This window comes from Prevotella dentasini JCM 15908, from assembly GCF_000614065.1.
In the GTDB taxonomy this organism is placed as follows: Bacteria; Bacteroidota; Bacteroidia; order Bacteroidales; family Bacteroidaceae; genus Prevotella; species Prevotella dentasini.
This window is the reverse complement of sequence record NZ_BAKG01000001.1, coordinates 80,712-101,424: the sequence shown is the minus strand read 5'-3', so window position 1 is coordinate 101,424 and position 20,713 is coordinate 80,712. Positions and strand designations below refer to the sequence as shown.

10 protein-coding genes and 4 pseudogenes are annotated in these 20,713 nt (G+C 54.2%); 5 read left to right on the top strand and 9 right to left on the bottom strand.

Translation table 11 applies throughout. The features are described from left to right. Positions 1-74: 74 nt before the first annotated feature. Together JCM15908_RS11355 and JCM15908_RS00430 are read right to left on the bottom strand one after the other, a co-directional pair. A pseudogene (locus JCM15908_RS11355) lies at positions 75-1,183 on the bottom strand (endonuclease/exonuclease/phosphatase family protein). A 20-nt stretch (positions 1,184-1,203) separates the two neighbouring features. Next, positions 1,204-2,175 (bottom strand): rhomboid family intramembrane serine protease, encoded by a 972-nt coding sequence (locus tag JCM15908_RS00430; protein ID WP_025001842.1) that lies wholly within the window; start codon positions 2,173-2,175, stop codon positions 1,204-1,206. Positions 2,176-2,389: 214 nt separating this feature from the next. Between JCM15908_RS00430 and JCM15908_RS00425 the strand changes: the two genes are divergently transcribed. After that, entirely contained in the window at positions 2,390-2,665 is a 276-nt protein-coding gene (locus JCM15908_RS00425; protein ID WP_025001841.1) for an HU family DNA-binding protein, read from the top strand. A gap of 192 nt (positions 2,666-2,857) precedes the next feature. Here JCM15908_RS00425 and JCM15908_RS11350 read toward each other — a convergent pair. The 5 genes and pseudogenes from JCM15908_RS11350 to JCM15908_RS14495 form a co-directional block, all read right to left on the bottom strand. Then, positions 2,858-4,734, bottom strand: a pseudogene (locus JCM15908_RS11350) (murein hydrolase activator EnvC family protein). Next, the gene (gene lolB1 / locus JCM15908_RS00415; protein ID WP_025001840.1) at positions 4,735-5,637 is read right to left on the bottom strand and encodes a lipoprotein insertase outer membrane protein LolB1; all 903 of its coding nucleotides are present in this window, start codon (positions 5,635-5,637) and stop codon (positions 4,735-4,737) included. It abuts the pseudogene before it with no gap. Beyond that, positions 5,634-7,361 (bottom strand): tetratricopeptide repeat protein, encoded by a 1,728-nt coding sequence (locus JCM15908_RS00410; RefSeq protein ID WP_025001839.1) that lies wholly within the window; start codon positions 7,359-7,361, stop codon positions 5,634-5,636. Before JCM15908_RS00410 ends, lolB1 begins: the two co-directional genes overlap by 4 nt. A gap of 16 nt (positions 7,362-7,377) precedes the next feature. After that, entirely contained in the window at positions 7,378-7,815 is a 438-nt protein-coding gene (dut, locus tag JCM15908_RS00405) for a dUTP diphosphatase (RefSeq protein ID WP_025001838.1), read from the bottom strand. A 25-nt stretch (positions 7,816-7,840) separates the two neighbouring features. Next, positions 7,841-8,158 carry a hypothetical protein gene (locus JCM15908_RS14495; protein ID WP_148295477.1) on the bottom strand — a complete coding sequence of 106 codons (318 nt, stop codon included), beginning with the start codon at positions 8,156-8,158 and terminating at the stop codon, positions 7,841-7,843. Positions 8,159-8,321: 163 nt separating this feature from the next. Between JCM15908_RS14495 and dgt the strand changes: the two genes are divergently transcribed. The 3 genes and pseudogenes from dgt to JCM15908_RS00385 all read left to right on the top strand — a co-directional run bounded on the left by dgt (position 8,322) and on the right by JCM15908_RS00385 (position 14,328). Then, entirely contained in the window at positions 8,322-9,659 is a 1,338-nt protein-coding gene (gene dgt, locus JCM15908_RS00395) for a dGTP triphosphohydrolase (protein ID WP_025001837.1), read from the top strand. Positions 9,660-9,812: 153 nt separating this feature from the next. Further along, positions 9,813-10,807 (top strand): annotated as a pseudogene (locus tag JCM15908_RS11345) (YqiA/YcfP family alpha/beta fold hydrolase). A 143-nt stretch (positions 10,808-10,950) separates the two neighbouring features. Beyond that, positions 10,951-14,328 (top strand): DEAD/DEAH box helicase, encoded by a 3,378-nt coding sequence (locus JCM15908_RS00385; RefSeq protein ID WP_025001836.1) that lies wholly within the window; start codon positions 10,951-10,953, stop codon positions 14,326-14,328. Here the strand turns inward: JCM15908_RS00385 and JCM15908_RS00380 are convergent. Beyond that, complete coding sequence (locus JCM15908_RS00380; RefSeq protein WP_025001835.1) at positions 14,325-15,299, bottom strand: ComEA family DNA-binding protein; 975 nt, start codon at positions 15,297-15,299, stop codon at positions 14,325-14,327. The genes JCM15908_RS00385 and JCM15908_RS00380 overlap by 4 nt on opposite strands. 357 nt (positions 15,300-15,656) lie before the next feature. After that, positions 15,657-18,860, bottom strand: coding sequence for a choice-of-anchor J domain-containing protein (locus JCM15908_RS00375; RefSeq protein WP_148295476.1), 3,204 nt, complete (start codon positions 18,858-18,860; stop codon positions 15,657-15,659). A 530-nt stretch (positions 18,861-19,390) separates the two neighbouring features. On the opposite strand from JCM15908_RS00375, the pseudogene pncB reads away from it, so the two are divergent. Further along, positions 19,391-20,609: pseudogene (pncB, locus tag JCM15908_RS11340) on the top strand (nicotinate phosphoribosyltransferase). The last annotated feature ends 104 nt before the right edge of the window (positions 20,610-20,713 follow it).

The following is a 20,713-nucleotide window of genomic DNA, read 5'->3' as shown; positions in this document are numbered from 1 at the left end:
GAGTATAGTTAGCGTGCAAAGATAACCATTTTTTCACATTTTCAGAAATTTATAACCTACAAAATGACACATATCTAAGGTTTTGGACGATATTTCAGCCTGCAAAAGATAGGATAATGGTCGGAATTGCCTACTCGGTCGTCTACTTTCGCCCCGTAAGGCTCAAAGTCTGAAGAACATAGGATGTGGTCTATCCTGACGAGCATGCCGCTTTTGTGATAGGATATGCCGGGTCCGTTGCCCGACGCTATGTAGCAGTCGGTCAGCCGCTCGGCAATCGTCCGATGGGCATAGCTGATGGGATTGTCGTTGAAGTCGCCGCAGAGAATGACGGGCATCTTCCTGTTGAGCCGTTCCGCCACATAGCGCGCCACGGCTTCGGCCTGCGGTGCACGGAGGGCGGAGGCTTCGCCGAGCTTGTCTATCAGGTAGGCAGACTCGCGTTTGGACGAAGGCGTATCGAAAGGATGCCTGACGAGCGACTTGAAGCCGTCCTTGTCTTTTTGGTCGAGCCGGTAGCTCTCGAGATGGTTGTTGACCAGCAGCGTTTCCGTGCCCTGATGTTAAGGGTGTAAGCCACACTGATATTGCCGTCCGACTCGTAGGGGATGATTTCCCTGCGAAGAATGGGATAGCGGCTGAGCACCATCAGCACGTCGCCCCTGCCGGACTGCTTGTGAACAGTGTCTATATGTTCATAGTGCTTGGCCAGTTCCGCAATGGGATCAATGTCCGTTGCCGCCTTGGATTCCCCGGCATTGGCCTCTTGCAGGCACACAATGTCAGCCTTGCTCTGTATGATATAGTCAATGATTGGATTGCTGCTGCCTTCCGGCAAATCCCATGGGGCAAAGAGATAAACGTTATACGACAAAACCTTTATCGTGCCATGGGGAAGTTCTTTTGTTGGATTGAAGGGAATGTATTTCCGTATCGGGACATAGCAAAGGAGAAGTCCGAGCAACGGAAGCCATACCATCCTGAAACGGATACAAATCCATAGGACGAGAAAGCCAGCGTTGACAGCCAGTATGACGGGGAAGCCCAACCCGAGATTTGCCCACAGGGGATGGGCGACAGGGTGGACATGGTCGACGTTCCCTATTGCCGCCATCAGCAGGATAGCCAGAATGTTGGCGGCAACGAGAAGCCAAAAGGACACTTTCTTTATCTTACGGAACATTGTCTGCGAGGTTACAGCCGTTATTTCCTGCTGCTGTCGAAGAGCTGCTGCTTCTCGTCCTTGGTCAGACTATCGTAGCCGCTCTTGCGAATCTTGTCGAGTATGCGGTCTATCTGTTCCTGCTCGCGCTGCTTGCGGGCGTTGTAGTCCCAGTCGCTTTCAGGACGCTGCTGACTGCCCGAGGTGGTATTCGACTGCCATCCGCTGCCATTGCCGTGCGTATTCGTCTGTCCGAATCTCCCTGAACCGCGCCGCGCACGGTTCTCCCAGCTGTTCTTCATTCGGTCAAAGAACTGCTGCCCCTTGCCTACTCCGAAGTCTCCATAACCCGAATAGGGATGCTTCTGCCAGTACTTGATAAGGATAAAGCCGAAGAGCATGCCACCAAGGTGAGCCAGATGAGCCACACCGTCGCTGCTGGTACCGATAGCCGAGAAAAGTTCTACGGCAACCGAGCCAATGACAATCCACTTTGCCTTGACCGGGACGGGGATGGGGATAATGAACATACGCTCGTTTGGAAAAGTCATTCCGAAAGCAAGAAGCACCGCATAGATAGCTCCCGACGCGCCGACAGTCGTCCATTGGTTCAGGTAAGTGTCCATCAGCATGCGCATCCCACCTATGTTGACATAGTCATAGGCAGCAAGTCCGTCCGCCACATAGGAGGCATATTGAGCCAGTTCCTGACAGAATCCGGCACCGATACCGCTCACCATATAATAAAGCAGAAACTTCCGAGGCCCCCAGACGTTCTCCATCACCATGCCGAACATCCACAGCATGAACATGTTCATGGCTATGTGCATCAATCCTCCGTGCATGAACATATAGGTAATAAGCTGCCAGAACTGGAAGTCTCTGGCAAGAAAGAAATGCAACCCGAACAGGTTGTTGAGGTCAATGCCGATAGTTCCTAAAACGACAGTAGCAAGGTAGGCAAGTACATTAATAATAAGCAGGTTCCTTGTTATCGTTGGTATATTGCGCATAATGTAATCTACTTAGTTGTATTTTAGAGAATTAAACAGCGCAAAAGTACGAAAAAATCCTGTGATATAGCACAATTCGCCCCGAATAGGGGCTTTTTTTCAGTATTTCTACACTTTTCTTTATTTTTTGTTTGTGATTATAAAAGGAAACGACTATATTTGCAGCATTGTTAGAAATAGACTTGTAAAAATAATCAACTAAATAGTATCAATTATGAATAAGACAGAATTAGTAGAGAAAATTGCTGAAGCTGCAGGTTTGAGCAAGGCTGACGCAAAGAAGGCATTGGACGCAACTACCGACGCTATCAAGAACGCCCTTATTGCAGGTGATAAGGTTCAGCTCGTTGGTTTCGGTACATTCTCCATCAATGAACGTCCTGCCCGCGAAGGAGTAAACCCTGCTACCAAGCAGAAGATTCAGATTGCAGCCAAGAAGGTTGCCAAGTTCAAGGCCGGTGCAGAACTGGCTGATGCAGTCAACGCATAACTTACCATCTCCTACAAGAAATAAAGGCGGCTCCATAAAGCCGCCTTTTTCTGTCTTATCCATCGTCTGTGTCCCGCAACGGGACAGAGGGATTATCATAAAATACCGCAGCGGATTGTCCGCTGCGGTATTTTCTTCTCATTATTATATATACAGCGCAGGGCGTTATATATATAGCGTAGGGCTTATTCCCTATCGGAGCCACTGTTCGGGATTGAGTTTGACCGTCTCCTTGCGGAGCTGGAACTGCAAGATACCGTTGGACGAGACGGTTCCGAGGGTCTGTCCCGTACTTACAGACTGACCAACGCTGACACTGACATGGGCCATATAGCAGTAAACAGATATGTAAGCCCCATGGCGAACCATGACTACCATGCCGTCCGAAGAGTTGAAGACGCCCGTTACCTGTCCCTTATAGACACAGCGGACAGAACTGCCTCCCGCTCCCTTGATATTGATTCCCGGACAGCTAAGTTCCCCATTTCTAACACCATCTACCTTATATCTACCGAAGCGGTTGATAATCTTGCCCGACATCGGCATAGGAAGGCGACCCTTATTATTGGCAAAGCTACCCGTCGCTGCACGGTCGGCAGAACTGAGCAGGTTGTCCTCGGCCGATGCAGCCTTTGCTGCGGCAGCCTCACGGTCGGCACGCTCCTTGTCAGCAGCAGCCTTCCGCTCTGCCGCCATACGCGAAGCCTCCGCCTCGCGTGCCGCTTGGTCGGCACGGGCCTTATGTGCCGCTGCCTTGGCCTCGGCCCTTTCAGCCGCAGCTTTGGCTGCCGCCTCCTGTTCCTCGGCCTTCCTGAGAGCCTCGGCACGGGCTGTCGCAGCCTTCGATGCTGCCTCCCGGCGCGCCTTCTCGGCTGCCGCCTTTGCCGCAGCTGCCTTTGCCGCTGCTTCCTGACGTGCCTTTGCTGCTGCAGCCGCAGCAGCCTGAGCCTCCGCCTTGGCCTTCGCCTCACGTGCCTTCGCCTCGGCAATGCGACGGGCATTCTCCCGCGCCGCAGCTCAGCAGCCGCTTTCTTGCGTGCCAGTTCCTCGGCACGCTTCTTGGCAGCCGCGGCCCTTGCGGCAGCCTTTGCCTTCGCCTCAGCAAGAGCACGCTCGCGTGCTTTCTGGATTTCTATCTGAACAAGCCGGTCAATCTGTGCATTAAGTGCCTGCTGCTTGCGCTTGCGGTCTGCAATGACCCCCTGCAACACTTTCTGATCCTGCTGCAACGACGCGACAACGTTCTGCTGCTCCGCCTTCTTGTTCTGCATCTGGGCATGAACCTGCCTGTCCTTGTAGAGCATATTGCTCTTCGTACCGCGCACATCACGCAACTGGGCATGCTTCTCGTCCACCTGCCGCTGCTTCGCCTGAAGGAGTTCGCCCTGCGCACGCTGATAGGCGGCATATTCGCGAACGAAGCGCAGGCGACGATACATTTGCGTCAGACTCTTGGCAGAGAAGACAAACATCATCTTATCCTGTATGCTGCGGTGCCGGGCCATATACCGCATGGAGCGGATAAAGCGTTCGCGACGCTCCCCGAGCTGTGCCTCAAGCGACTTCAACTGACTTTTCAGTATACCTATATTGCTGTCAAGCCCCTTGATATTGGATGCCAGCGTGTCGATGGTCTTCTGTTGCTGCCCAATCTCCGTGTCGAGCGTCATAATCTTCTGCAACCGTTTGTCCACGTCCTGCTGCTTCACCTTGAATTCCTGCTCGTGTTCCTGAATTTCCTGCTGAATCTTCTGATTCTGCTGCTGAAGCCCCTTGATTTCCTCCGTGGTTACATATCCCGGCGACTTGGCAGCTTTCTTGCCACGCTTGCCGTTTCTCTTTGCGGCAGCCTTATTTCCCTTCTGTGGTGCCGCTGCCTGCTTTCCTTTGCTGGTGGCAGCAGTCTGGGCCTGTTGCCGGTTTGCCTTGCCATTCTCTTTCCGCGATTTCTTCTGCGCCGGCTGCTGAGATGCGGCAACCGTTGCCTTTGCCTTGCGATTGGGATGTTGGGCAAAGGACGTCAGCGTGCAGGCTGCGAAAAGAAGAAAAGATAGTAAAATTCGTTTCATTTAGAGTTTCATTAGTTTGCCGAGAATTTCCTCGACGCTTACTTGCTGATACTTACCAGACAGCGTGGTTGTAGTCTCCCAGTCGGCAGAGTCGCTGAATCCGTCGAGTTCAAAAGTCGCCTTCAGGGTCTTTTTCTGCTTGACCGCTTCCGTCTCTATGGTCAGACTGTGCCGTGCCGGAAACTTCTTTGAACCAAAAGGCCGGAAGTCGGAGTAGCTCCATGTAAGGGTCGACATGCCGTGGGCGGCACTGGAGTACTGCGCCCTCGCCTCCCCTATCAGCCCGGAGAGGGTCTGCACCATCCAGCGGTAGGTCATCTTGCCATCCTTCAGCGTTACGGGCACACTGGCATTAGCAGTGTTGGCAAGCCGGGCAAGGTCTACATCGAACTGCGACAGACTGCCCTCGCTCACCCGTTGCTGCCTCGGGATGAAGAGCTGATTCCAAAACAGCGACTGGAGGGAGTAGAAATTGATGCCGTTGTCGCGCAGGAAAGCCACGTCGCTGTAGCTTGCCCGGACATACTGCTTGTGTACCCGGTCGATGAAAAGCACATAATCCTTGGTAAACTCTATCCGTCCCACCTCACTGCGGATGATGGGAATGAGGAGCTGAAGCCGGATTACCTCGTCCCTGCGCATGTGGAGAATACCCGGAACGGTGATATCCTTACGCCCGTTGTTGAGGGTAAAGGACAGGTCGGAGACCAGATTCCTCTGATAGAGGGCCTGATCGGACACGCGCTGTACGAACGCCAGCTTCTGCCTTTGGGCGGAAGCAACAGGAGACGAAGCCTCCGTTGCCGTAGAAGCAGACGGCTTGACCGCCGCCTTCTGCGTACCGCAGCCCGTGAGGACTACGGCAGCGGCTGCCGACAGCAATGATATGGTGATTTTTTTCATTCTGCTATGTATTTCTGTTGTGCTATTTTCTTCTTCAGCGTCGGGCTGTCATTTCCCTTATCAAGGGCTTTCTGCCAGTACTCGAGGGCCTTTGCCGTGTCGCCGTTCATGGAGTAGATGTCTCCGACATGCTCTATTACGACGTTACTGAGCGAATCTTTGTCCCGCAGGGCCTGCTCTATATAGGTCTTTGCCTCGCCGTACCGCTTTTCCAAGAACAATATCCACGCGTATGTATCAAGATAGGTGCTGTTGTCCGGTTCGGCCTGAACGGTCTTGTAGCTCATCTGTTCGGCCTTCTGAAGGTCAATACCTTTCAGACTGAGATAGTAGGCATAGTTGTTGAGGGCAAAGATGTTGTCGGGCTTCCATTGCAGACAGCTGTCGTAGGCAGCGAACGCTTCGGTGTCCATTCCCTTCCCGTGGAGGATGTCGCCCATGATGGCGTAGAAGTCGGAGACGATGTTCGGATTGCTGTCCTTGTTTATCTGGCCGACTCCTTTCTGAAAAGTCGTCAGGGCGGCATCGTTATCCCCCTTCTGAAACTCGGCGAGTCCCTGATAGTAATAGAACGCCATATTCTCGGGAGCATACTGCTGTGCCGGACGGCAGAGGGCTATGACGCGGTCGTAGTCGGCCGCATCCCAAACATTCTGTATGAGGGAGAGACGCGCGTGCGAGTTCTCCGGCTCTACCGCAATGGCCTGCTCGTAGACCCGGTTGACGGCTTCGACAGGTGCCTTGACCAAGGTCATGTAGGCAGCCTTCATGAGCACGAGGTCGGCATCTTCCTGCGGCAGTGCCAGTGCCTTGTCGAAATATCCCAATACGGCCGTGCTGTCTTTTGCCCCTGCCTCCTGATGGTCGGCTATGGTCTGCCGCAGGAGTGCCATCTTGGTATCCTTCCCTGTCTTTCTCGACTGGAGGAGCTGCACCAAAAGGCCGTCGGCCTGCCTGAAGGCCTTGGTCTCGCGATAGTAGTCGTAGAGCGAGAGTTGGGCCATGACGTTGTCCGGCTCGTCCTTCAGCACTTCCCTGTAGGCTTTCAGGGCATCAGCCTTTCGTCCGTTCTGCAAGAGCCAGTTGCCGAGCATGACTTTATAGTCGTAGTCGAAGGGATGCTTGGCCACGAGCGAGCGAAGCTCGTCATACTCCTTGTGCTTCTCGCCCATCTGCTCGTATATCTGCATCTTCGAGAGCGATATTTGTTCGTTGCTCCCTTCCAGCACCTCCATCCGCTCGAGCACGCTTATCATCCCCTTGTAGTCGTTCTTCGAGGCATAGAGCTGGAAAAGTATCTCAAGCACGTCTACGCGTGCCTTGCTTGCCGAATAGAGCCGTTCGTAGGCATCTATCGCCTTGTCGTATTCCTTCTGCGTGATATGCAGCTGCCCCAACCGCTCCTGATAGACGGGGTTATCGGGTGCAAGGGCAGCCGCGCGCCTGAAGTTCTCTGCCATGCGGCGGTCGTCTTTCAGGTCGGCATAGAAGCCTGCCAGCTCGTAGTAGACCTCAGCGGCACGGGGATTCAGGTCGCGCGCATGGCGGAAGAGGTCGAAGGCCGCCGCCATATTGCCCATCCCCTGCTGCCGCAGTCCCTCCAAGAAGAAGTAGTTGTAGCGTTGCAGGCTGTCCTTCGAGACGGTCTGTGCCGACAGCGGAAGCAGCGACGCCACCACAAGGGCTGCCGCTGCAAGGAGACGGTGTCTGGAAAAAACTTTCATTGCGCTATATATCTTCTCATTCTACGCCCGTATGACCGTATCCGCCCGTTCCGCGCCCGGTCTCGTCGAGGGCTTCCACCTCTATCAGCTCTGCCTGCTCGTACCGGGCTATGACCATCTGCGCGATGCGTTCGCCTGCGTTTATGGTGAAGTCCTCGGTAGAGAAGTTGATGAGCAACACCATGATTTCGCCCCGATAGTCCGCGTCTACCGTGCCGGGCGTATTGAGTACGGTGATGCCATGCTTCAGGGCCAGTCCGCTACGTGGCCGTATCTGCGCCTCGAAGCCTTCGGGCAGGGCTATGTGCAGGCCTGTCGGGATAAGCCGGCGTTCCATCGGCCGGAGCACGACGGGGGTTTCGAGATTGGCACGCAGGTCCATCCCGGCACTCTGGCTGGTGGCGTAGGCAGGCAGCTGCTGCCTGCCCCGGTTGATGATTTGTATCTTTGTCATTGTCTGTTGTTTTCTCCTTGATTCGCTATATGTGCGGCACTCCGCGGCTGACTTTTTCCTCCGGCCCGACGAAAGTGCCCGTTTCGCAAAACGAAAGTGCCGTTCTCATGCGGTCAAAGCGGCACTTTCGTCGTGTCAAAGTGCCGTTTTCGTGTTGCCCCTCAGAAACAGGCTGTTTGTCAGATAGTTGCAGCACTTCCTCCTCTGCATCTGAAACGGGAGTGCATACGGCAGGTATATGGCCATCGTCTAACTCCTTCCGGCAGCCGTTGCAGCCACCCGGACGTATTCGGCAATCTCCGCCAGACACTCCGCTCCGTGGGAGGCGCGGGGCAAGTTCCATATTTAATAAGGTACAAAATTACTCATTTTCGGGCATATAGCTGAATTTTACCATGTAAAAAGCCCGTTTTTAGCCAATTTTAATTACTTTTGCGTTCGGCTTTCGGGCCACGGCAATTATTCAAAACATTTCATTACCACCCTTCAATCAATACCCACCGCCCATGAATTGGCAACAACTCATATCCAGCAAACGTCTCGGACAGGAGCACCACCACTCCCTCCGCCACGACGACCGGTCGGAGTTCAAGCGCGACAGCGACCGGCTCATCTATTCGGCTCCGTTCCGCCGATTGCAGAACAAGACACAGGTGTTTCCCCTTCCGGGCAGCGTCTTCGTCCACAACCGCCTCACCCACTCGCTCGAAGTGGCGTCGCTCGGCAAGTCGCTCGGTGACGACGTGGCACGAAAACTGACACGGCTGCATCCCGAACTGGCAGGGACGCCCTTCGAGGAGATAGGAACCATCGTGCAGACTGCCTGCTACGCCCACGACATGGGAAACCCACCGTTCGGGCACAGCGGCGAGAAGGCCATTCAGACTTTCTTCACCGAGGGGCCGGGAGCGTGCATACGCGAACGCGTGAGCGAGCGGTTCTGGAACGACATTACCCACTTCGAGGGAAATGCCAATGCCTTCCGCCTGCTGACCCACCGCTTTCTGGGACGGCGCGAGGGCGGCTTCGTGATGACATACGCCACGCTGGCAAGCGTGGTGAAATATCCCCTCTCGTCGCAAAAGGCAGGAAAGCACGGAAAATTCGGCTTCTTTGGGACGGAAGAGTCCATCTATCGGAAGATTGCCGACGAACTGGGAATCGTCTGCATGGAAGACGCGGCCGACGGGTGCCGCTATGCGCGCCATCCGCTGGTCTACCTTGTCGAGGCGGCCGACGACATCTGCTATGAGATAATGGACATAGAGGATGCCCACAAACTGAAACTTCTCTCCTTCGACGAGACGGCAACGCTGCTTCTGGGATTCTTCGACGAGGAGACAAGGCAGAGCATCCGCCAGCGCATTGTGGAAGAGGGTGTTACCGACGAGAACGAGCAAGTGGTCTACTTCAGGGCCTGTGCGGTCGGGAAACTGGAGGCGGAATGTGTCAATGCGTTCGTCAACAACGAGGCGGCTATCCTTGCCGGGACGTTCGAGGGGTCGCTCATCGACCATATTTCAGCCCGGCAGCGCGACAACTACCGACACTGCGTGGAGGCTTCCGTCAGGAAGATATACCGCAGCAAGACCGTACTCGACGTGGAGCTGTCGGGTTACAAGATTATGGAGACGCTGATGGAAGCCCTCATCGGGGCTGCACTCGCGCCGGAGAAGTTTCACAGCCAGCAGCTCATCCGCCGCTTTTCGAGCCAGTACGACATCCAGAACCCGAATCTCGAAGCCCGTATCATGGCGGTTATCGACTATATCAGCGGCATGACCGACATATACGCGCTCGACATTTATCAGAAAATCAATGGGATAAGTCTGCCGATTGTGTAAGCCTCCCCAGCCCCCTCCGAAGAGAGGGGAGTAGCTAACGGGATGCGGGAAGCCCTAACAAGGGGCGCGAAAGCAGCAGGGACGCTGTCCTTATACCCCCGGCGACAAAAGGGAGCAATATCTTTCGGAACGCCTTCAACTTCAAATTAGCAAATGGAAAATCAATATCAAAAGACCTTCCCCGACCTGATGGCAGGAAAGAAAATACTCTATGTTCATGGCTTCATGTCGGCAGGCTCTACCCATACCGCCCAAATACTGCGCGAATACATGCCGCAAGCCACGGTCATTGCACCCGACCTGCCCATCCATCCCGAAGACGCCATGACGCTGCTGCGCCGGCTCTGCGCCGCAGAACAGCCCGACCTCATCGTGGGCACGTCGATGGGAGGAATGTACACGGAGATGCTGTATGGCTACGACCGCATCTGCGTGAACCCGGCCTTTCAGATGGGTTCCACCATCAGCGAGAGCAATATGCTCGGCAAGCAGGTCTATCAGAACAAGCGTGCCGACGGCGTGCAGGAAGTCATCGTTACGAAGGCATTGCAGAAAGAATATAAGGAGATGACGGAGCAGTGTTTCGCTGCCGTAACGCCCGACGAACAGCATCGGGTCTTCGGTCTGTTCGGCGACAAAGACCCTGTCGTGCACACGTTCGACCTTTTCCATGAGCACTATCCGCAGGCTATCCGTTTCCACGGGGAACACCGGCTCATAGAGAAAGCCATCTTCCACTACCTGATGCCCGTCATCCGCTGGATAGACGACCGGCAGGAGAAACGCGAACGCCGCACCGTTCTCATCCATCACGACACGCTCGCTGACGGCTACGGCAAGCCGAAGTCGAGCCTCCACAAGGCATACGAGCTGCTACTGGACAATTACAACGTCCTGTTCGTCTGTCCTGCACCGACCAACCGGCCTGCTTTCCTTACCGGGGCGCAGCAGTGGATAGAAGAAACGTTCAGTGCCCCGGCATGGAATCATGTTGTTTTCACCAATAATCCAGAACTTCTCTATGGCGATTACCTCTCTCTGCCGTACCGCACGACGAGTTTCTTGGGACGGTTTTGCCTTTCGGCAGCGACGAGTTCAAGACGTGGGAAGAGGTCATCACCTACTTTGACAGATTGGGAGGGCAGTAGAAAGCCCCTCCCCCGGCTGTTCCCGTCCCGGCTGTTGCGATATTGGCACAGCCTCCCCGTATTACCAATATTTCCCCGACGCTCCACACACCCTGCAAGCATGGGCTTCTCTCCTTGCGGAAGAGCAGCGAAGGCTTTTCATTATGACCACCGCACAAGAACTTTTCGCACGCATTGCCGACATTCTCTCGGCTCCTTCCGAATCTCAAAACCTCATCATGCACGAGACACTCGTCCTTGCCTGCCATGAGGGCCTGAAAGATACGCGGCACGGATTCGGCAACCTCTCCTCGCAGGTGGAGGTTCTCTGCCGGCAGCATGGCGTCTCTCTCAAAGACATCGTGGAGGTTCAGAGGATGCGCCGGCACAGCAACTCGCCTGCACCCATCCTTGCCGAAGACTTGGCATACGATTGTCGGGCGTTGGCCGTCTTTGTTTCGGCTGTCTTCAAGGAGGACATACCGCCACAACTCGTCGGGCGCATCCCGGCGCACGGGCGTCTGACGGAGAATATACAGCTGACCAACTACCGCTACATCCGTTGCATCGTGCGCCAATGGGACGAGAAGACCATCCGGGTAGCCGTTACCAGTCAGGACAGCAGCGAAGAACTGCTGACCGTAGACTACACGGACACGCCCGAGTACATTGATTTCAGCTATCTCCGGCCGCTCCTTCGTGAGGGCATGCAGCTGAACCTGCTCGACTGCACCGTTACGCGCAAGAAGGTAGTGCCCCGCATCATCATTGTCGAACCCGACTATCTGCTCGACATCTCCACCATTGCCAACTGCTTTGAGAGCTATGGCCACCATCCGTTGCTCTTCACCGTGAACCGCCTGCAAGCCCGGCCGGACAACAAGTACATTGTGCTGGGTAACTTTGCAGGCTCTGCCCTTGACGACATCATCAACCATCCGGCACATTACGACATCAAGAACACCTTCCGCTCCAACTTCCGCGAGAAGGCACTTGACTTTGCCACGTGCCCCGACTTCGACGGTACGGAGTTCAAGCAAGAGGCGGAAAGACAGGCAGAGAATATCAAAGGCATCGTCGAAGAGTTATTCCGAACTTTCGACCGGGGCAAGGCCATCCTCGAACCGTCCTTCGTCTGCGAGCAATTGGGCATACAAGGACGTGTCGACTTGATGACTACAGACCTCCGTCTCCTCGTGGAGCAGAAATCGGGAAAGAATGTTTTCATTGAGAGAAAGTTCAGAAATCCACATGGTTCGCTCCATGTGGAGAAGCATTATGTGCAGTTGCTGCTCTACTTTGGCATCCTTCAATACAACTTCCAGCTCACTGCGAAGAAGGCACACATACAACTTCTCTATTCCAAATATCCGCTTCCTGACGGCCTGCTCGAAGTAGAGCCGCTGCAATCGCTGATGCGCGAGGCTCTCCGCTTTCGCAATCAGGCTGTGGCAACGGAGTTTTGGATGGCAGAGAACGGGTTCGGCAGGGTGCTGCCCCTGTTGACTCCGCAGACGCTGAACACCGAGGGGCAGAACGATTCGTTCTATCACCGCTATCTATTACCGCAGCTCACCGCCACGCTTGCTCCACTTCACCGGCTCAACGAGCTCGAACGGGCTTACTTCTCACGCATGATGACCTTCGTAATCAAGGAACAGCTCGTATCGAAAGTGGGGGCACAGGAGGGCGTGGGCAACAACAACGCCGACCTGTGGAATATGCCTGTGACAGAGAAAAAGGAGACGGGAAACATCTATACGGAGCTGACCATTATCTTAAAGGAACGCAGCAGCTCCTTCAACGGCTACGATACCATCACGCTTGCCGTACCACAGCAGGGCGATGACTTTCTGCCCAACTTCCGCCGGGGCGATATGGTTTATCTCTATGCCTATAAAGGCAATGAAATCCCCGACGTCCGGCATGCCATTCTCTTCAAGGGCGCATTGCAGGAAATACACAGCGACCGCCTCATTGTCCACCTTAACGACGGCCAGCAGAACCCGGACATTATTGACGGAGAACTATTCGCCATTGAACATGCCGGCAGCGACATAGGCGGAACGTCGGCCATACGCAGTCTCTATACTTTTATCACGTCGGGCGAGGAACGTCGCCGGCTTCTCCTCGGACAACGCGCGCCCCGTGCCGACAAAACCCTGAAATTATCACGAAGCTATCATCCCGACTACGATGAGATTATCCTGAAAGCCAAGCAAGCCCAAGACTATTTCCTGCTGATGGGTCCTCCCGGTACGGGTAAGACCTCCCAAGCCCTCCAGTTCCTTGTACGCGAGCAGCTGGCAACGGCAGAAAGCCTCAGCACGCAGCCTTCAGCACCTTGTAATAACGGCTCCATCCTCCTTCTGTCCTACACCAACCGCGCCGTGGATGAGATTTGTGCGATGCTCTCCAACAATGGTCTCGACTATGTGCGCATTGGCAATGAGTTCAGCTGCGACCCGAAATTCAGCGACCATCTGCTGCAAGAAGTGATAGACGAAAGCCCTACTCTCCACACGATAAAGACAACTTTGGAGAACGCCCGTATTGTAGTAGCAACGACATCTACCCTCAACTCCCGTTCCGCTATCTTCAATATCAAGCATTTCGACCTTGCCATCATAGACGAGGCAAGCCAGATTCTTGAGCCGAATATCATAGGCTTGCTGTCTGAAAGCCGCAGCGAGCGAAATGCTATCGGCAGATTTATACTGGTAGGCGACCACAAACAGCTGCCTGCCGTGGTACAGCAAAACGATGCAGACGTAATTGTGGAGGAAGAAAACCTAAAGGATATCCACCTCACCTCGTGTGCCAACTCCCTCTTTGAACGCCTTATCCTCACCGAACGGGAGGCAGGCCGCACCGACTTTATCGGCACTTTGCGCAAGCAGGGACGCATGCACCCAGACATAGCCGACTTCCCCAACCGCAAGTTTTACGCCCGTGAGCAACTGGAATGTGTACCCTTGGCTCACCAACTGGAGCTATCGCTGCCTTACAACGAGCCGGGCGAGGACGCGATGGACGACTTTCTGAAAGCACACCGAATGATTTTCATTCCCTCAAAATCCTGCCGGCAGCTGAACATCTCGGAGAAAGTAAATACGGAGGAGGCCCGCATCGTCGCCGACCTGCTCCGCCGGCTTCACCGACAGCTCGGACAGGCGTTCCATCCGCAAAAGTCTGTGGGCGTGATAGTGCCTTACCGAAACCAGATAGCAATGATACGCAAGGAGACAGAATGCCTCGGCATACCCGAATTGGAGCAAATCAGCATCGACACCGTAGAACGTTACCAAGGCAGCCAACGCGACATCATCCTCTACTCCTTCACCATTCAAAGCCGCCATCAGCTTGACTTCCTCACTGCCAACACCTTCTACGAAGACGGACAGCCCATTGACCGCAAGCTGAACGTGGCCATTACCCGTGCCCGCAAGCAGCTGATTATGGTCGGGAACGAAGCCACCCTGCGGCAGAACGCACTGTTCGGAGAGCTGATAGATGCCTCCCAAAAGCCTCCCGTCGGCTAATAGCAGACATAGGGACGCAACCGCTCAATGGCCTCGGGAGGGAAATCCTTGAGCAGACGCAGCTGGGAAAGGTCTTTGAGCTTTCCCTTCAACCGTCTAAACTCCACAATGGCACGTGCCTGATAAAAGTTAATGTAGGGATGCCTCCGAAGCTGCGAAACCGACAACTGGTTAAGATTCATCCTTTCCGTCTTTGGATGGGAGACGACAAAATAAGGAAGAGCCTCCACGGGGAAGTCGTCAATCTCCTTCAACTGCCCCACAGCCACATATCCGCCCAGCCGTTGACGATAGCCGACAATGGCGCGTGCCCATCCCGAACCGATGCCCGGAACCTTCTTCAGCATCGTTGTGTCGGCACTGGCAAGGTCGACATGTTCCCCCACCTTAATCTTTATAGGATACCGAACAGTGTCCCTGTCGTATTCCCTATACGCCCGATAACTATCCTCTGCCTTGTAACGCTCGTATGCCTCATGTGCCTTCTGCCGTTCGGCCACCCGGTTCTCGTGCCACGCCTCAACAGAAGCAAGGGTAGAGGCTGGCAGATAGTCGTCGCCAATAACGATATACGGCTTCAGCTCCCGATACTGCTTGCGCGTCAGTCCGTAGAGCCGGGCAAACGATTCAGGCGAACGGTAGATGCCACCCTTGGCACGGTAACGGTAGATATTCCGTATCTGATAGGGTGCAAGTCCCAAGAGCCGCAGGTCGGTGCTGTCAGCCGTGTTCGGGTCGAAGGGAAACAGGTGCACCTGCCGTTCTACTTCCCCGATATAGCTTTCCCTGCCTGCTGCCTGCCGGGAACGGTCTGCCGGATTGGTTTCGGTACTTTCAGCCTTCACCTTTCCCGTATCCTCCTGCCTGCCCAACCAGACAAGCCCGCCCAAAACGACGATGAACAGCAGTGCAATCATCCCCACTGCCTTCCTGTCTGAGCGTTGCAAATAAACGAGTTCGCGTAGCTTCATGGTCAAAAAGTTTTCTGAATAAACGCAATATGCCCCCGATTATTACGCAGACAGACGAAAAAAACGCCACCAAACGTGCCCGAAGCCCTATCCGAAATACCATCTCGCTGCATCAGAGCCTATCATAAAAAAGCTCCACAGCCATATACAGGAAGCCCAAAAATCACCTTGCGGAACAGAGAATAAAAAGCATGAGCCTGACACAATATATCAAGCCCATGCCATAAGGAAGCTACTATCTCACCGCCCCACTCCGTGAAAGGCTATTCGGAATCTCCGCACTGCCTTTTCAATCCGCATACTGGGCGCATAGCCGCGCATATAGCACATTATGAGGACGGCAAAAACGACAGCACATTATTTCACTACCATCTTCTTACCATTGACGACATACACCCCGGCCTTCAGCCCGTCAAGGGTTGCAGACTGCTTTCTGACCTGTACTCCGTCAAGCGAATAGACATCGTAGCGAACATTGCCGGACGACAGGATATCGATGCCGGAAGCAACAACCTCAACCGTCAGAGGGGCTGACTCGGCATCTTCGGCATATACAGCCGTTACCTGATAGACATGACTACCCTCCGGCACATCCGTGTCGGTATAGAAGAGGGAGGTCGTAGAAGACAGGAACGTCCCGTCGCGGTAGACGTTGTACTTCTCTGCCTTACCACCACCGACATGATAGGTAACATCGTCAATAAGGAGAATGTAAGCCATTGCAGGAGCGGTAACGTTGCGAATAGCAAAATATTTTGCCCCTTCGGGAAGCTCTGCCTCCAGTTTCTGCCATTTTCCACCCATTACTTCCACTGTCTTGAGGAGCTTAAAGTGGGCCGTATCGGCATCAGTGGCAGAGTAGAGTATCTCTACCGTCTGCTTCAGGTCAACCGTTTCGCCCGTTGCCTGATTGGTCGCCACAACATTATTGGCGTAGAACGAAATGGTCTGGGCATTACCGGGAAGTTCCGGACTAATCATCCAGTCGTCGTTGGCAACGGTCTCCTGATTGAAGGTATAGATGTCCATCTGTGTTCCGTGTAGCGATGCCATTGACTGACTTCCGCTGTAAGCATCGAAAGTATGGATGCCACCAGAAGGCAAATCGTATCCGTTGAAGTCATGGGGATTGAAGACTATAAAGGCGAACGGGTCTCCCTCGTGGGCGTAAGGTATCTCCGCCCCATTGGCATCGTATACGAAGTCGCCTGCCGACGAAGCTCCGTCGCCATCAACAAGTGTCCAGTTTCCTACCCCCGATATGGCCCAAGGGATATAATCCTCGAAGTCATCGGTCTTTGCCATCAGTGGCAACGGCTCTTCCCAAGAGAGCTTGACACCATCGGAAACCCTTGTCCAGACAAGATTCTGAACGGGCGACAGGTCGGGCGCAGCTACGAGAATACTCACCTCGGCAGAGTTATTGTCCGTATTGCCATCGTTCTCAGCCACTACGGAAACGACCATATCCAACTGTTCTTTCGCCTCCAACTTGGCAGCAGTATAGGGCAGTTCAAATGTCCTTACGCCAAGCGAAGCCAACGGTTCGTTCACCTGTTGGTCAGCAACCGGCTTTCCATCCACAGCGAGGAGAATCCGATAGCTGTCTACCTGTTGGTCGCCCACGTTGCAGACTCTGACACGTATCTTGGTCGTCTCGTTGCGCATCACTTCCTTATCGGCTGCAACGGAAACAGCAAGGTCCTTGTCCACCAAGTCGCCTACATGGATATTGTCAAGGAAAACCACCTTAGTGCTGTTCTCATTCGACTTGTCCGCCAAAGCGAAGCCTATCTGCACATAACGGTCGGTGGCGAATTGCGACAAATCGTACTTGCGTGTCAGCCACTGATCGTCGGCAGCCGTCAGTTCCTGAGTGTCAAGATAGACCGTCCCCTTATCCGGAGCCATGACATAGACATAAAATGTTCCCGTTGCCGTAGCGTTCTTCTGCCTGAAGGCCAACATCGGGTGGCGTGTCCCTCTCAGAGAAATCTTAAATGTATTCACGCCTACGGAGTCGTTCATAAAGGTTTGGAGATAGAGGCATCCACCGTCTTCATCGGCAGCATCGTCCACAGTTCTGCCTGCGCCTGCCATTTGGAAGGTTACCCCCTGCCCCTCGGCAAAGGGAATGAGAATCTTCTCTTCCTTACCATTGACGAAACTCTCGTGATATGGAGTACGGTCGGGCTTGCCCAAGAGGAGGGTGTTAGAGATATTGGCTGTCTCGCTGACGCCCTTCCCGTTCTCGGCAGTAACTGCCAGTTCAAGCTGCCGCGGAGTGCCTTCGTCGGCTCCATAACCTAACGAATAACTGGTTTCGCCACCGACAGCCGTACCGACTTCCTCGCCCAACTGGGCTTCACCCCAGCTGTTATAGCTGACAGAGTGGATATGATAGGTTACGTCTTCAGGGAAGAATGCACCGTGATGGGCTGCCCGTGCCTCATCCCAAGAGAGGACAATATTATCGGGATTGTCGGAGAGACTGACATTGCCGGGAGCTGACGGCAGGTCAAGTCCGATATAGGCCGACATTACCAGCGTTTCACCGTCGCCCTCCTGATTATAGGGAAGGAACGTAAAGACATTCATACCTTCCTGCGGTATGTTGTCAATATTGAGGCTTCGGCGTTCTCCGGGCTGAATATCGTTGACATCGCTCACCTGTGTACCGTTCAGCAGCACCTTTACGCCGTCCAAAGAGGTCAGCGGGCTGCCGTCGTAGGAAACCTCGGGAGCCGTAAACGTCACGGAGGCCCTGAGAGCTGCGGAGGCGTCGGGAATGACAGCGACATCGGTAACCTTGCCCGGCGACTTGGCTTCGGGAGCAGCCACGACAGAAATGTCGTCTACATAGAGTGCTATGCGGAAGGCGTCGCTGATGGCATGAAAGCCGACGTAGTAGACACCATCGGCCGACGGACTTAGGGTTTCGGTATAGGTGTGATAGTCTGTATTCCCCACCTCGGTGGGCTCAAGGATGCTTCCTGTCATTGCTTCCGCAGTGGCAGCATTGCCATACTTCACCTCGATGCGCTCAGGATAGGTCTCCTGAACGCAACGTGTCTTGAAGCTGACGTAGTAGGTCTTTCCGCCTTTCAGGCTGATTCCGGGTGAAATCAGCCAGTCGTTGGCAGCATTTTTAGCATTGTAGTAGTACATGGCTGCACCATTCCCCTCGTTCAGAAAGTGGCTCCAGATACCATTGTTATGACCCGGGGCGGCATCCTTGTCGCCATTGGCATCAATCGTAGTGAACTGTTCCCACTGGTCGGCAGTATTGAAGTCCACGCTCCATCCGGCTTCATAAACTGCCCGTGGGGCTTTGGATGCAGTGCGCCGGATATACTTCTGCGTATTGTTCATAAACTTGGCGGAGGCCGTCGGGGCTACCTTCACCGTTTCATTTCCATCAAGTGTGGCACCGAACGACGGGACACACCTTTGCAGGGCATGCCGCCGGATGAGCTGCTGGTCGGAAAGGTTCTGCCCGAAGACAGGGGAAACCGACAGCATCGTTCCCATCCCAAGTAGTAATATCAGTTTTTGCTTCATAAGAAAAAATTGTTTGAAATAGATGTATATACTAAAACACATAGTCCATTAATGATTATCCGATACCTCCATTGGCAAATATAACGTTTTTTGCCCGTATCGGCAAATTTTCCGAAGGCTTTTATTCCCGGGGACGGCCATAAGGTTTCAATGCTCCGGCTTCCGTTGGCCATGCCCCGGACTCCGGCACGCCGGACTGCTACGACAAAAGAGGGACAACCTTCATTTGCCAAAACGGGACACAGGGCCTGCCGGACAACGCGGACGGCCCACTTTTGCACGCACGGCGAAAGTGCCCGTTTCGCAGGGCCAAAGTGCCGCTTTCATGGTGCGAAAACGGCACTTTCGTTTTGCCATCAAGGCTTGCTGACAAACGGAGAGGAAGAAATAGCCGGACGAAGCTGCCTTTTCCGGCTCATAAACGACGCTTTTACAAACATTATTCGTATTTTTGCAGTCGGCTATCAATCATGGCACGGACAGACGGGCCTTGCCCCTCACGGCTGCCAGAAACAATATAAGGGAAAACCATGCAACAGATTATCCGGCATCTTACCGACAACGATGCCTACACTTTCAGCTGCCAGTACTACGTGCTCCAGAAATATCCGCGCGCCGAAGTGGAATATACTTTCTTCGACCGCAACCAGACCGTCTACCCGAAAGTTCAGCGAACTGCTCAACGAACAGCTGGGCTATATGCGCAACGTCATCATCACCGAGGAGGAAATAGCCTTCATGCACCGCCGGATGTACTATCTGCCGGAATGGTACTTCACTTTCCTGCGCGGATACCGATTCGACCCACACGAGGTCTCGGTATCGCAGGACGAGGAGGGACACCTCAACATATCGGTGAGGGGCAAGTGGTATTCCACCATCATGTGGGAGATGCCGATTCTGAGCATCGTATCGGAACTGATGCACACGCTGCGGGGCGACATTGACAACTACGACCCGGAACGCGAGCACGAGCGTGCGGCAGCAAAGGCACGCCAGATTCTATCCGCCGGACTGATACTGGGAGACATGGGGACACGCCGCCGGCTCTCGTTCGACCACCAGAACATGGTCATCCGGACGATGAAGGAGGTCAACGGGCAGGGCGGCTACGCCGACGAGCAGGGCTTCCACCCGTGGACAGGCCGCTTCACGGGAACGAGCAACGTGTATCTGGCGATGAAGTACGACCTCATTGCCATCGGCACGATGAGCCATCAGCTCATAGAGTTCGAGGAGAACGTGAGCGGCATTTTCGAATGTAACTTCAACGTAATGCGGAAGTTCAGCGACGTCTATGACGGCGACAACGGCATCTATCTCTACGACTGCTTCGGCGACAAGGTCTTTTTCAGCAACCTGTCAAAGCGGATGGCGATGATGTTCTCGGGGCTGCGCGTGGACAGCGGCGTAGAGGAGGAGCAGACAGAGAAGATTATATCCAAGTACAAGAGCCTTGGAATAGACCCGGCAACGAAGCAGGTGGTCTTCAGCAACGGGCTGAACATCAACCGGGCCATAGAAATTCACAACTACGTGGGGGGGCGCATGCAGGACAGCTACGGCATGGGCACGTTCCTCACCTGCGACGTCGAGAACTGCCGGCCGATGAATATCGTCGTCAAGCTGACAAGGATGAGGATTACGGAGAAGCGCGAATGGCACGACTGCGTGAAGCTCTCGTGCGACAAGGGAAAGACGCTCGGCAACCCGGAGAAATGCGCCTACCTGCTGAAGCAAATCGGATAAAGCTGCGGACAGGCGGAAACGGACATTTGCCAACAGGCAACTGCCCACCTCACAGAAAGATTACGGCCCGAAGAGCGGACGGGGACTGCAAGACGGGAAAAACA

Excerpts from the sequence above, each read along its gene's own strand:
- JCM15908_RS14495 (WP_148295477.1), bottom strand. The coding sequence starts at position 8,158 with ATGGAACTTGCCCCGCGCCTCCCACGGAGCGGAGTGTCTGGCGGAGAT.
- JCM15908_RS00410 (WP_025001839.1), bottom strand. The coding sequence starts at position 7,361 with ATGAAAGTTTTTTCCAGACACCGTCTCCTTGCAGCGGCAGCCCTTGTG.
- JCM15908_RS00380 (WP_025001835.1), bottom strand. The coding sequence starts at position 15,299 with ATGAAGCTACGCGAACTCGTTTATTTGCAACGCTCAGACAGGAAGGCA.
- JCM15908_RS00430 (WP_025001842.1), bottom strand. The coding sequence starts at position 2,175 with ATGCGCAATATACCAACGATAACAAGGAACCTGCTTATTATTAATGTA.
- dgt (WP_025001837.1), top strand. The coding sequence starts at position 8,322 with ATGAATTGGCAACAACTCATATCCAGCAAACGTCTCGGACAGGAGCAC.
- JCM15908_RS00375 (WP_148295476.1), bottom strand. The coding sequence starts at position 18,860 with ATGAAGCAAAAACTGATATTACTACTTGGGATGGGAACGATGCTGTCG.
- JCM15908_RS00385 (WP_025001836.1), top strand. The coding sequence starts at position 10,951 with ATGACCACCGCACAAGAACTTTTCGCACGCATTGCCGACATTCTCTCG.
- lolB1 (WP_025001840.1), bottom strand. The coding sequence starts at position 5,637 with ATGAAAAAAATCACCATATCATTGCTGTCGGCAGCCGCTGCCGTAGTC.
- JCM15908_RS00425 (WP_025001841.1), top strand. The coding sequence starts at position 2,390 with ATGAATAAGACAGAATTAGTAGAGAAAATTGCTGAAGCTGCAGGTTTG.
- dut (WP_025001838.1), bottom strand. The coding sequence starts at position 7,815 with ATGACAAAGATACAAATCATCAACCGGGGCAGGCAGCAGCTGCCTGCC.